This is a genomic window from Metabacillus sp. RB-C-LZQ-3-1 (assembly GCF_058315175.1).
Genome location: NZ_JBZFLI010000009.1, coordinates 67,295 through 80,856 on the forward strand (window position 1 = coordinate 67,295; position 13,562 = coordinate 80,856).

General features: G+C 36.0%; 12 protein-coding genes. 10 read left to right on the forward strand and 2 right to left on the reverse strand.

The window, feature by feature from the left end; genetic code table 11:
* Positions 1–247 precede the first annotated feature (247 nt).
* The 3 genes from AC4GZ8_RS15325 to map all read left to right on the forward strand — a co-directional run bounded on the left by AC4GZ8_RS15325 (position 248) and on the right by map (position 2,987).
* A complete protein-coding gene (locus AC4GZ8_RS15325; protein WP_491082767.1) occupies positions 248–958 on the forward strand; it encodes an ABC transporter ATP-binding protein in 711 nt (236 codons plus the stop codon).
* The gene (locus AC4GZ8_RS15330; protein ID WP_491082768.1) at positions 955–2,124 is read left to right on the forward strand and encodes an ABC transporter permease; all 1,170 of its coding nucleotides are present in this window, start codon (positions 955–957) and stop codon (positions 2,122–2,124) included. Before AC4GZ8_RS15325 ends, AC4GZ8_RS15330 begins: the two co-directional genes overlap by 4 nt.
* Positions 2,125–2,240: 116 nt before the next feature.
* Complete coding sequence (gene map, locus AC4GZ8_RS15335) at positions 2,241–2,987, forward strand: type I methionyl aminopeptidase (protein WP_491082769.1); 747 nt, start codon at positions 2,241–2,243, stop codon at positions 2,985–2,987.
* Between the two features lie 57 nt (positions 2,988–3,044).
* Here the strand turns inward: map and AC4GZ8_RS15340 are convergent, their stop codons facing one another.
* Entirely contained in the window at positions 3,045–4,349 is a 1,305-nt protein-coding gene (locus tag AC4GZ8_RS15340) for an NCS2 family permease (RefSeq protein ID WP_491082770.1), read from the reverse strand.
* 214 nt (positions 4,350–4,563) lie between these two features.
* On the opposite strand from AC4GZ8_RS15340, the gene pepV reads away from it, so the two are divergent.
* On the forward strand, positions 4,564–5,964 hold the full coding sequence (pepV, locus tag AC4GZ8_RS15345) for a dipeptidase PepV (protein ID WP_491082771.1): 1,401 nt from the start codon (positions 4,564–4,566) through the stop codon (positions 5,962–5,964).
* A 229-nt stretch (positions 5,965–6,193) separates the two neighbouring features.
* Here the strand turns inward: pepV and cysK are convergent, their stop codons facing one another.
* Positions 6,194–7,123 (reverse strand): cysteine synthase A, encoded by a 930-nt coding sequence (gene cysK / locus AC4GZ8_RS15350; protein ID WP_491082772.1) that lies wholly within the window; start codon positions 7,121–7,123, stop codon positions 6,194–6,196.
* Between the two features lie 220 nt (positions 7,124–7,343).
* On the opposite strand from cysK, the gene thpR reads away from it, so the two are divergent.
* The 6 genes from thpR to pulA all read left to right on the forward strand — a co-directional run bounded on the left by thpR (position 7,344) and on the right by pulA (position 13,376).
* On the forward strand, positions 7,344–7,925 hold the full coding sequence (gene thpR / locus AC4GZ8_RS15355; RefSeq protein ID WP_491082888.1) for an RNA 2',3'-cyclic phosphodiesterase: 582 nt from the start codon (positions 7,344–7,346) through the stop codon (positions 7,923–7,925).
* Between the two features lie 28 nt (positions 7,926–7,953).
* Positions 7,954–8,340: a CidA/LrgA family protein gene (locus tag AC4GZ8_RS15360; RefSeq protein WP_491082773.1), complete on the forward strand. Its 387-nt coding sequence runs from the start codon at positions 7,954–7,956 to the stop codon at positions 8,338–8,340.
* The gene (locus tag AC4GZ8_RS15365) at positions 8,337–9,026 is read left to right on the forward strand and encodes an LrgB family protein (RefSeq protein ID WP_491082774.1); all 690 of its coding nucleotides are present in this window, start codon (positions 8,337–8,339) and stop codon (positions 9,024–9,026) included. The genes AC4GZ8_RS15360 and AC4GZ8_RS15365 overlap by 4 nt, the downstream gene beginning before the upstream one ends.
* Before the next feature lie 29 nt (positions 9,027–9,055).
* The gene (locus AC4GZ8_RS15370) at positions 9,056–10,015 is read left to right on the forward strand and encodes a nuclease-related domain-containing protein (RefSeq protein ID WP_491082775.1); all 960 of its coding nucleotides are present in this window, start codon (positions 9,056–9,058) and stop codon (positions 10,013–10,015) included.
* Positions 10,016–10,294: 279 nt separating this feature from the next.
* A complete protein-coding gene (locus AC4GZ8_RS15375) occupies positions 10,295–11,221 on the forward strand; it encodes a diacylglycerol/lipid kinase family protein (RefSeq protein WP_491082776.1) in 927 nt (308 codons plus the stop codon).
* A 28-nt stretch (positions 11,222–11,249) separates the two neighbouring features.
* Positions 11,250–13,376: a type I pullulanase gene (pulA, locus tag AC4GZ8_RS15380; RefSeq protein WP_491082777.1), complete on the forward strand. Its 2,127-nt coding sequence runs from the start codon at positions 11,250–11,252 to the stop codon at positions 13,374–13,376.
* Positions 13,377–13,562: the final 186 nt, after the last annotated feature.

The window sequence follows — 13,562 nt, forward strand, 5'->3', positions numbered from 1 at the left end:
TATTTAGTTTTTGCGGTAAAACGTTACAACAATATTTTACACGATTTCGACAGAAATAATCCATAGAAAAGTTTTAATTTACACAATATTTACATTTTGTTTAATTAGTAAACAAGCACGCGCGTACTTAACACACTAAATCTATATGATTATTGTTCTGAATAGTATGACAATAAAGTGAAAAAACTTCAAGTTTTTTGAATCTTTTTTTATATTATTTCCGTATAAAAAAAGAGGAGGAAAGTGTATGAGTATGTTAGCAGTGAAAATTGATGAGGCTGGCTATAACGAAAAAGAGCCAGTAATTAAAGATATAGAGTTTCATATCCATAAAGGTGAAATGATTGGGTTAATTGGACCAAATGGAGCCGGAAAAAGTACAACCATAAAGACATTGCTAGGCGTTATGGAGTATGTGAAAGGGTCTATAACAAAGCAAGAACATTCCAGATATGCTTATATTCCGGAAAAGCCTATTTTTTATGATCACCTTACATTATGGGAACATTTAGATTTAATTGGAGCCATTAATAAGATAGACGATGATTTGTTAAATGAACGAGCTGGTACTTATTTAAAAGCTTTTAAAATGGAAAAAGTGAAACATGAAATGCCGGCTACGTTTTCTAAAGGCATGCAGCAGAAAGTGATGATCATACAAGCATTAATTTTAAAACCTGATGTTTATATTGTAGATGAACCTTTTATCGGTCTTGATCCTAGTGCGATCAAAAGATTTTTAACGGTCATGGAAGAAGAAAGACGACGTGGTGCAGGTGTGCTAATGTGTACACATGTTCTTGATACAGCGGAGAAAATTTGTGATCGTTTTTTACTGGTGTCTAATGGTGAAATGGTTGCACAAGGGACGTTAGACGATATTCGGAATAAGACAGGATTAGAGAATGGCTCGTTATTAGATTGTTTTCACTTAATTGAGGAAGGTCACTTAAGATGAGCGTTAAGATATGGTGGCTGCGAGCTAAGAGGGATTGGCTCTACCAATTTAGTATTTTTCGCTCTGTTTTTGACTGGACGATCATTGTCTACCTTGTTATTCCGACACTTGTCTTTGCAGGAATTGCCTATAAATCATGGTGGGATTCCATACCAAGCTGGCTTTCTTTTTTTCCTATAGAACTCTTTTTTCTTATTTGTTTTTTCTTATGTTGGCAGGGGGGAATTCGAACGTTTATGGAGGAGGCAGATCAGCTCACTCTACTTCAATTCCCGAAGATCATTTATACAATAAGGCGTATAGGTGTGATCTATTCCTGGGGCTTGTTAGCAGGAAAATGGATATTGATATTTTTAGGGTTATATCCTTTACTGAATCATTTTCCTACACTCGAGCCACTACATTTTTATCTTTTGATCATGTTCTTTTTTAGTTTAAATATTTTCCTTACAACCTATAAACAAGTCATTTATCGTCATAGTTTATTAAAAAGAGTCCTCGTTCATTGCACGGTCTTTATCATACTCTCTATTTTAATCTATTTCGTTCTATTTAAATCGATGAACGTATTAAGCATCGTTTTTTCAATACTCTTTATTGTTTATGCCTTTTGGCAAGTGAAAATCTATCAAACCCAACTAGGAACGTTTTATGATGATGTAGAAAAGGAACAAAAAAATAAGGTGAAATTAATCACATGGTTATTTGCTATTAATCCTGAAGTAACTATGCCTAAAGTGAAAAAACAAAAGAAACGTTCATGGATATTGTGGAGAAATTCTACTAGAATATTTCAAGAGCGTTCTCCGGAAAATGGTGTGACAGAACTTTTTATAAAGGCCTTCCTACGTGATAAATCCAATCTATTTCGTTATATACAGCTTATTTCGGTTACAACAGTCATTGTTATCGCTGTACCCATATGGTTAAAATGGCTAGTATTTATCGCTTTTTACTTTTTCTTTCGTATGTGGATAGGGTTGTTATTTCAAGAACTAATAAAACAAAATCCATATTTATCGAATGACTATGGAAAAGAAGATTATATGTTTAAAGCGAAGAAAAAATGTGAAAATCGATTTGTCTATCCTGCAGTGGTTATCGTATTTCTAACGACGTCTCTCTCTACTGCAATGAAGATTTTTTTAAACTACTATTTTTCGTAATTAATCTTAAGATATGCTAGGCTATAACCTATAGACAAAAAGATTACATGTTTACATAATAAAATTCATATATATGTATACAATGTAAGGAATGGAATTATCGGAGGGAATACGTATTGATTATTTTAAAAAGTAAACGAGAAATTGAATTGATGCATAAAGCCGGTCGGCTTTTAGCAAATTGCCACGAAGAAATCGCTAAGATGATAAAACCGGGTATCACAACACTAGAAATAGATGCCTTTGTTGAACAGTATTTAAAAAAACATGGAGCCACACCTGAACAAAAAGGATATAAAGGCTATGAATATGCAACATGTGCATCCATTAACGATGAAATATGTCATGGATTTCCAAGAAATACACCATTAAATAGCGGAGATATTGTGACGGTTGATATGGTTGTTAACCTTAATGGTGCACTAGCTGATTCTGCATGGTCCTATGCAGTTGGGAATGTATCACCTGAGGCAAAAAGATTATTAAGTGTTACAGAAGAAGCCCTAAATAGAGGAATTGAACAATCAGTTGCAGGTAATCGTTTGGGGGATATTGGGCACGCAATTCAGTCATATGTTGAGGCAGAAGGGTTTTCGGTTGTAAGGGATTTTACTGGCCATGGAATTGGCCGAACGATTCATGAAGCACCAACAATCCTCCATTATGGTGAGCCTAATAAGGGGCAAAGGTTAAAGGAAGGGATGGTTATTACCATTGAACCAATGGTAAATGTCGGAGCTTGGGGATCTAAAATGGACCGTAATGGCTGGACAGCAAGAACAATTGATGGAAAATTATCTGCCCAATATGAACATACAATTGCCATTACGAAGGAAGGTCCACTGATTCTAACAAAACAATAACTAAAAAAGTAAAAGGACAGATCCATTTTAAGATCTGTCCTTTTATATCTAATATAATTAATGTCCGCCAATAAAGGCAAGTTGGATAAAAAACAAAATCGCAAAGATATAGACAAATAAATGAACTTCTTTCCATTTACCTTTTGCTATCTTCATTAATGGATATGAAATGAATCCAAGCGCAATACCTGTTGCAATACTTGATGTTAGCGGCATACTCAAAACAACTAGAAATGCAGGGAATGCTTCATCAAGCTCTTTCCAATTGATTTCTGCGATAGATCCCATCATTAAACTACCCACTATAATTAAGGCAGGAGCAGTAATAGCTGAAAGACCTGAAACAGCCCCAATTAATGGGCTAAAGAATAAGGTAAGTCCAAATAGGATAGAAACTGTTAATGTGGTTAAGCCCGTACGCCCTCCTGCTGCAACTCCTGAAGATGATTCAATATAAGCGCTTGTTGGACTAGTTCCGAACATGGCTCCCACTGTCGTCGCTGCTGAATCAGCCAAGAGAGCCGTTCTAGCTCGAGGAAGCTCATTCCCTTTCATTAATCCAGCCTGCTGAGCGACTCCAATCATTGTGCCTGTCGTATCAAAAATTGTGACAAGCAAGAATGAAAAAACAACTGCATATAAGCCATGTGAGATCACATCTGTTAGGGCAGTAAAAGGATTTGTGACGATAAGTCCTTCTGGTAAGCTTGGGAGTGAAACAAAGCCCTGCTCAAATGAAAGTTGGCCAGTAAAGTAAGCAATAACCGCTGTTATGACCATCCCAATAAACAATGCCCCATGAACATTTAAACTCATTAATACCAATGTCACAGCAAGTCCAATTAGTGCTAATACAACTGATGGAGAGTGTAGGTCCCCTAATGCCACTAAATTATTTGGATCTGATGTAACAATCCCGGTTAAACGCAAGCCGATAAAAGCTATGAAAAGACCGATACCAGCTGTAATTCCATGCTTTAAATTGCTCGGAATAGCTTCGATAAGTTTTTTTCGAAAGGGTGTTAGTGATAAGATGACAAAGATAATACCTGCCACAAAAACAGCTGAAAAGGCTGTAGAATATGTGATGTTTTCATTTGCTCCAACGACGGAATAGGCAAAATATGCATTTAATCCCATACCAGGTGCGATAGCAATTGGATAGTTTGCAGAAAGGGCCATCCAAAGAGTTCCGATTACTGTTGCAATAATCGTCGCTGTAAAAACCTGTTCAAATGGAACACCTGCATCCGCTAATATAATTGGATTGACAACAACAATATAAACCATCGTTAAAAAAGTGGTAATACCTGCAATAATCTCAGTTCGTGCGTTCGTTTTGTTTTCTGATAACTTAAACATATGTACCTCCGGTTTTACGAACATTTTTCAAAACATCTTTTATATTATTCGTTTTTTATCTATATTGCAATAGTTTTCTCTTCTTTTTGCATTTCTATGATAATTGAATAAAAATAGATAGAAACTATAAATAGATGCATGCATGTTCTCATTTAATGATGGAGCATGTTACTATGGTGGTAGAAAACTAAATGCAGTAGTAGGAGGTTTACATATGGATTGGATGAAAGAAGTTAATCAAAGAAAAGATGCACTTATAAACGATACACAAGCATTTTTAAGAATAAAAAGTGTACTGGATGAAGAATCACAATCACCTGAAGCCCCGTTTGGAGAAGGGATAAACGAAGCGTTCCTACATTTGCTCGAATTAGGTGAAAAGGCAGGATTTACTGTGAAAAATGTGGACGGATATGCTGGACACATTGAATTATCAGGGTCTTCAGACGAAATTGTCGGGATATTATGTCATGTAGATGTTGTACCTGAAGGAGATGGTTGGACAACTGATCCTTACAGTGCAGAAATTCGTAATGGAAAAATCTTTGCAAGAGGAGCGATGGATGATAAAGGACCGACAATTGCTGCTTTCTATGCAATGAAAATCGTAAAGGATCTTAACTTACCATTAAAAAAGAATGTTCGAATGATCATTGGTACAGATGAAGAAAGTGAATGGCGTTGTGTAGATCATTACTTCAAACATGAAAAAATGCCTGAACTTGGCTTTGCACCGGATGCGGACTTTCCGATTATTCACGCAGAAAAGGGAATTATTGACTTAACGATTAAACAACAAATTCAAGCTGTTAACGATCCCAAATCTGATCTAATTCTTAGCTCTTTTCAATCTGGAAGAAGATATAACATGGTTCCCGATTATGCAGAGGCCATACTAAAAGGTAAAGAGCATCTATCAAAGGTTGAAACATTATTCACCAAATTCCTTGAGGAGAATGAGGTGAAAGGACAATATAATCTTGAAGCGGACTCAATAAAAGTAGCAGTAGAGGGTGTATCTGCGCATGCGATGGAGCCGAATAATGGAAAAAATGCTGGTATCATGTTAGCAACATTTTTACATATACTTGTGCTTGATCAAAAAGCTCAACACTTCGTGAACGCGATAATAGAAAAATTTGAAGGTGATACTCGAGGCAATAATTTATGCATCGCGTTTAAGGATGATATAAGTGGTGACTTAACCTTAAATGTAGGTATTATCTCTTATCAAGATGATCAGCCTGGACAAATTGGCATTAATATTCGTTACCCGGTGACAGGAAATTCGGAGCAAATAAAAAATAGCTTTATGGAGATAAATGGGTTTGATCTTCACTCATTTGATGATTCGAAGCCTCATCATGTTGAGAAAAATCATCCTCTCATTCAAGCTCTTCAAAAAGTTTATGAAGAGCAAACAGGTGATCATGCTGAACTAATCGCAATAGGTGGCGGTACATATGCAAGATCATTAGAAGCGGGGGTTGCTTTTGGTCCTTTATTCCCTGGCCGTCCGGATGTTGCTCATCAGAAGGATGAATACATCGAAATTGAGGACCTCCTAAAAGCAACAGCTATTTATGCTCAAGCGATCTATGAGCTTGCAAGATAAACAAAAAAGATGACTTTTTAGTCATCTTTTTTGAAAGGTAAGAAAGAATTTTCGTACTTAGTTTGAGTGTCTAGCACCGAAGCACAGAAAATGCAAGTGCAGTTACAGCGATAGGACGTCGCGTTTGTAACTGCCTCGAAGTCATAAGCCGCAAATGAATTGAAGACAAAGAACATCTTCTATTCATTTGCTTCTTATTTGCCGGAGGCTGACCAAGGCGCTTCCGCTTTTAATAAGCAAACACATCACTAGATAAATAACGTTCACCTGTGTCACATGTCATACAAACGACGATATCTTCCGGAGATAAACGCTTGGCTACTTCTATGGCTGCAAAGCAGGCTGCACCTGATGATGGCCCTACTAATAATCCTTCCTCACGAGCTAGTCTTCTCGTAATTTCATATGCCTGCTCATCTTCAATTTTGAATATTTCATCATATACTTTTTGATTTAAGATAGGTGGAATAAAACCTGGACTTGTCCCAACTAATTTATGGTTTCCAGGCTCTCCACCGGACAAAACAGGAGAACCAGCTGGTTCTACAACATGCACAGTCAAATTTTTATAATGCTCCTTCAGTACTTCCCCAGTACCTGTAATCGTTCCACCTGTTCCTGCTGTAGCAATAAAGGCTGTAAGAGATTTACCAATTTCGTCTAGTGCTTCAATGATTTCTCTTGCAGTTGTATGTCTATGTGCATCAGGGTTTGCAGGATTTTCGAATTGCATTGGTATAAATGAATTAGGGATTTCTTTGGCTAATTGTTCAGCTTTTTTGATTGAGCCAGGCATTCTTTCTGCACCAGGTGTTAAGACAACATCTGCTCCATATGCCTTTAATAAATTGATTCGCTCTTTTGTCATCGTATCAGGCATGACAAGTATTGCTTTATATCCTCGTGCTGCTGCACTCATTGCAATTCCAATTCCTGTATTACCACTAGTAGGCTCAATAATCGTTGAGTTTGGTTTTAGTAACCCTTGTCGCTCAGCCTCTACGATCATATTAAAAGCAGCACGGTCTTTAACGCTTCCACTTGGATTGAAAAACTCTAATTTTAAATAAATTGCTGCACCGCCCTTTGGATTCACTTTATTTAATTTCACCAATGGGGTATTTCCTATAAGTTCCGACATATTATGAACAACTTTCATGTTTTATCACTCCATTTTCGGTTATGGCTAATTACATGTTTTTGATTCAACTAGTGATCGTGGTTGATAAAATTATATCAGTAATGAAAAAAATATCACAATAACCGGTTTAAACAAGTTTAAATGGTTTGGCTAATATCCTTTTAATAGGAGACATTGTGGGATAAAATAAAGGAATGAACCTGTATTTTTCCAGTTTTGCTTAAACAGTCAACATCATCTGGAGGTTACAATGAAAAAACATTATTTCCTTGCAGTACCAATTGAAGAGAAGCATAGAGCTATTCTACAAAACTGGATCCACATGAATAAATCTAAATTGCCTTTTAAGTCATGGGTACATCCAGAAGACTACCATATCACATTAGCTTTCTTGGGAGATATTCAACCAAGCAGCAGATTGAACGAGCTAGTAAAAAGAGTTGATGAAACAGTGAAAAATTGTCACCAGTTTGAGATTTCACTAAAAGGGATCGACATTTTTGGGAAAAAAGATTCACCAAGAATATTTTGGGCAGGTGTGGAAAATTCATCATCACTTCATCACGTGCAAAAACTAATTGTGAAGGCAAGTGAAGAGGTAGGATTTCAGCTTGATCGTAAACCATTTCAACCTCATATCACGCTGGCAAGAAAGTGGAATTCAGATGAACCATTTATTAAGTCACCAGGGCTTGATCATGTGTTTGATGATAAATCATCTCCCAGCCTTGTAAAATCAATTCACTTATATCAAACACATCTTGATCGAATTCCAAAATATGAAGCAATAAACATTTTTCCATTACTACAACCAGAATAACGATAAGATGGGGGAGAGGTAAGAGGTAATGAAGTTTGTTTATTTTATTCTTCAAATCATTTGTTTATATTTGATCTTTTTCATAGGCGAATGGATTCAAATAATTAGCCACATACCAATTCCGGGGAGTATTATTGGAATGATGCTTTTGTTTGTAGCGTTATCCCTGAATGTTATTAAACGGGAATGGTTGTCCTCGGGAAGTTCTTTTTTGTTGAAGAACCTTCCACTACTTTTTGTTCCTGCTACAGTAGGGATAATCGATTATCTGGATTTGTTTAAAGGAGTAGGATTTATCAGTTTGATTATCTCTTTTGTTAGTACAATGTTGGTTTTCATTACCTCAGCTATGGTAAGTGAGAAGATGTTAAAAAGAGGGAAAGATCTTAGTCAGCAAAAGGGGATTCACTTATGAGTTTGATTTTGTATGCTGCAGCATTTGTTATTATAACAGTTTTTATTTTTTTCTTAATGAAAAAACTCTATCACCGCTTTGCTTATCCGATTCTTGTCCCAATATTTACAACAAGTTTACTAATTGTTTGTATTTTACTGCTTTTCAACATTCCTTATCAGACGTATATGAGTGGAGGCGAATGGTTGGCCAAACTTTTAGGGCCAGCTGTTGTGGCATTAGCTATCCCATTATTTGATCACCGTGAAATGTTAAAAAAATATCTCCTGAATATCGTGTTAAGTGTCTGTATAGGAGCCATTATTGGTATTTCCACCGGACTATTTTTAGGGTTTATTTTTCAATTAGATCAAGAGCTGCTTCTTTCTATAGCACCCAAATCAGTTACAACACCGATTGCGATGGATATAAGTGAAATGAGTGGAGGAGCCCCAACCCTTACTGCAGTGTACGTGATGGTTGCGGGGATCTCTGGAGCGATGTTTGGACCGTATGTTATGAACCTTTTTAAGGTAAAACACCCAATATCAACTGGAATTGGGTTTGGGACGGCATCACATGGGATTGGTACCGCTAGGGCATTAGAAATCGGTAGTGTAGAAGGTGCAATAAGTTCTATATCAATGACTTTAAGTGCGATAATGACTAGCATTTTTTGCCCAATCATTTTATCATTTATGTTCTAGGTGAAGTTTTAGAGGGAGTTGGTAAACATTTGGCGCAAATTATTAAACTTTATGACTATATCTCGAGGTATGAAATAGATGCATATCGGTATCCAAGTCAGTTTATACGGTTAAAACGTCAGCAATGGGACAAAGTGTCAAAGGCATGGGAAAATAACATGTTTCACACTGTCATGAAGGTAAGCGAACAACCAATCAATACACAAAAGGGAACTAAGGGGAGGTTCTTTGAAAAATTTAAAAATAAATTTTCAAAGGAAGAAGAGCCGTTAAAGGAAGTTAAGCCATTCATTAGAGAGGCTGTATTAGAAGATGATGAATTACAATTTTCATTTACAACCATTCCGAGAACACAGGAAGATTTAAAGCACTTATTTTTAGATTATATTTTTCGATTTCAAGTTCGTTGGGCCAGCTCAACCATTCGTGAGAAATCATCAGTAGATCAAGCGATATATAGAGATCTTCTTTTACAATATTTTGCTAAACGACTTCCAGACCACTATTTATTACTCTATCGTCCTGTTTTTAAACTGAAAAATGCACCTGTTGAATTAGATATGATTCTAATTGGAACAACAGAAGTATATTGTATTACAGTTGTTGAAGAACAGAATGGCACAGTCTTTACCGGATCAAAGGAGAAATTTTGGATTGCTCGAAAAGGAGAGGATCAGAAAAAAATCCTCAATCCGTTGCTAAGTCTAAATCGAACTGGGGCAGTGGCGCAAGCGCTCATTACATCAAACAATATTGATCTTACAGTCAAAAAACTTGTGATCAGCCGAAATGGCTATATAGATTATCCATTTGCTCCATATGATATAACAATCCTGGATAAACGGTCATATAGTGAATGGTTTCAGCGACTGAGACAAACATCTGCACCTATAAAACACACGCAATTAAAAGGGGCCCAAGTATTACTTTCTCATTGCTTAACAAACTCTTATTACCGTAAGGAATGGAATGAAACAGAAACACCTTAGATGACCAAAAACAGACACTACTCATCTAATAACAAGAGAAAAGGACAAGATGAATGGATTTTGTCCTTTTTATATGTTTAAAGCAAAGAATGTTATTTGATGAAAAGCTCAACTGCGCTTCTGTCTTCTTTTAAGCAGGCTTGTCAGTAGGCGGGTTTTCTTATTGTTTAGGGTCTAAAAAATAAAAATCATACCTAATCCTTGAAGTTGGGAATGGGACATGAACACATACATAAACAAGTACATAAACTATGATGAAGATGGATGGAGTTACAAGGGATGAGTGGATTATTTTTTATTATTAATCAACATTCAGGATATGGTAAGGGTGAAAAGGTGTGGAGGAAAGTAAAAAAAGAACTTAAGTTTAAAAAGGTTTCGTATCGTTCATTTTATACAGAATATCATGGACATGCTGAAGTTCTTGCTAGACAAATTGCCACCATACAAGACTATCATTTAAAAACAATTATCTGTATTGGTGGAGACGGGACAATGAATGAAATTGTAAACGGTTTAAGTGGATTTAATAAAGTGAAAATAGCCCTCCTTTATACAGGAAGAACAACTAAACGAAGTCATTCCAGTTTATCCTCTAATCCATCAAAAGCTATAAAGGATATCCTCAAGCTGTTGCGTAAACCTGTGAATGGGCCGGACCTTGTTGAATATCAACTTGAAGGAAAAGGGACCAATAGGAAATGCATTTACAAGCTTGGGATAGGTCTCATAACAAAGGTGATTGAACAAGAAAGTTTGCTGAAAACGAAATCAATGATGCCTATTTTAGGTCGGATAGGGTTTATGACAGGCTTTTTAAAGGTATTATGGAATTATCAGCCAATTCCCATTATGATAAAGGCTGATGAACAAGAGGTGACACAACATGAAAATGTGTGGTTTCTTCTCGTATCTAATCAACCATGTCGTTGGGCTAGATTAAAAATTGCCCCACAAGCAAAGGCCAATGACGGAATGTTAACGATCACGATTGTCAAAAATATCAGTCGGTTTCAGCTAGTTGTATTATTCTTATTTAATCAAAAAAGTCATCGTCTAAAACAGGAAGCTTTGACTGAATTCACATGTGAGAAAATAACCATTCACACACATACTGTCCAAACTGTTGAGGCTGATGGCGAGCTTGTAGGAGAAAGCCCAATAACCGTGGCTGTAAAAAAATCTCAAAGTGAATTAGTAATATAAACTAAAACTCTCTTTTGGGGGTGTCATCTTGCTAAAGATTAATAGGCCATTTGAAGCTTTTTTAGATAAAATGGATGAAGTCACAATTCTTATTCCGAAGAGTTTGGATCGGGAAAAGAAGAATTTCTCACTTACATTTAACCAGGGGAATGAACCCCTTTTCATTATAGATAGATTGGATATTGGAGCACATATAAAATATGTATGTAAGCTTTCTTGTGAGTTTCAATTCGGGCAAACGTATGTAATTAAAGATGAACTAGGATTCGAAACAGATCTGCAAATTGGTGCAGTCATACGTACCATTGAGTTTGATCAGAAATTTGCGTATACAGGGTCAGATTTAGGAACAATTTATACAAAAGAACGCACGATATGGAAGGTGTGGGCACCTACTGCAACTTATATGAAATTGCGTCTTTATCATCAAGATGAACAAGTGTTTAAAACATATCACATGGTCAGAGGCGAAAAAGGCACGTGGTCAATTACATTAGAGGGAGATTATGAAGGATATTATTATTCCTTTCTTGCTTGTATAAACTTAATGTGGAATGAAGCGGTAGACCCTTATACAAAAGCAGTTTCCATTAACGGAAAATTTGGCGTTATCATAGATAAACAGAAAACAAGTGTACCGAAAATAGACCTCCCCCTTATGAAAAATAAAACAGATGCTATTATTTATGAAGCCCATATACGTGATTTTTCTATACACGAAAACAGTGGTTTAATTCATAAGGGAAAGTATGAAGCTTGGCTTGAAAGTCAGACAAAAAATCGTCAAGGTGATACAACAGGGATAAGCTATTTGAAGGAGTTAGGAGTCACACATATTGAACTTTTGCCGGTAAATGATTATGAAGAAGTGGATGAAAGAAAACCGCTCGACGCCTATAATTGGGGCTATAACCCTCTTCACTTTTTTGCTCCTGAAGGAAGTTACTCACAAAACCCTAAAGATCCATATAGGCGGATTATCGAGTTAAAATCAGTCATTCAGTCTCTTCATAATCAGGGTTTAAAAGTGATACTTGACGTTGTATATAATCATGTTTATTCAAAAGAGAACTCTTCGTTTGAAAAGCTATTGCCAGGCTATTATTTCAGACATGACGAAAATGGAATTGCATCAAATGGAACCGGCGTGGGGAATGATCTTGCCTCTGAACGCTTTATGGTAAGAAAATTTATTGTTGATTGTGTCACATATTGGATGAAAGAGTTTGACATTGATGGTTTTCGCTTTGATTTAATGGGAATTCATGATATAGATACAATGAAGCAAGTAGAAAAGGCAGTTTTATCATTGAAGCAGGATGCTTTTTTACTGGGAGAAGGTTGGGATTTAAATACGCCTTTACCATTAGAACAAAAAACAATCATTAAAAATGCGCATAAAGTTCCTAATATCAGCTTTTTTAACGATCAATTTCGAGATGTTATTAAAGGGAGCACCTTCAGTTTGCATGATACAGGATTCGTATACGAAGACACGGGCAAAATTGATCAAACAAAACGGTTAATTGGCGGTTCACCAACAATGTTTGCTAGTCCTGAACAATCCATTAACTATGTTGAATCACATGATAATCACACAATGTGGGATCGATTCTTGTTATTTTCTGAAATAGAGAAAAAAGAGTTAAAGCAAGCGAGACATCGATTGGCGACAAGCATTGTCCTGTTATCACAGGGAGTTCCGTTTCTTCACGCAGGTCAAGAATTTTTCCGCACGAAAAATGGGATAGAAAATAGTTACAATTCTCCTGATCATATCAATTCCCTAAATTGGGATGATCGTTCAAAGTATAAGGATAATGTAGAGTATATTAAAGGGTTAATAAAACTTAGAAAGCTGCATGGAGCTTTTCGTTTATCATCAAAGGAGCTCATTGAGAAGCATTTAACATTTATTCCGCATCGTCAATTGCTTTCATATCAGCTGAATAACGTAGGTGCATATGGTCCTTGGAATCAAATTTATGTTGTGCATCATAATCAAATAGATAAATCTTATGAATTGAGGCTTCCCGGAGATGGAGATTGGATGCAAATTGTGTGTCCGTCAAATACCTATTTGGAGTCACCTTATGTGATGAAAAATGTCATTAAGATAGATGAAATAGGAACGTATGTTTTTTGTAAAAACTAGGATTTTAGTTTTGCTTGACTAGTCTTATCCTAAGGGGATAAAATTTAATAGGATGGCTATAGTGCAATATTTTCTATAATCACTAATAGCTATCCTTTTTATATGAAATAAATGTTGAACATATCATCAAATTGACTTTACTTAGGCGTGTTTGGAAAAACTTAAATACATGCTATTCTTAAAGAT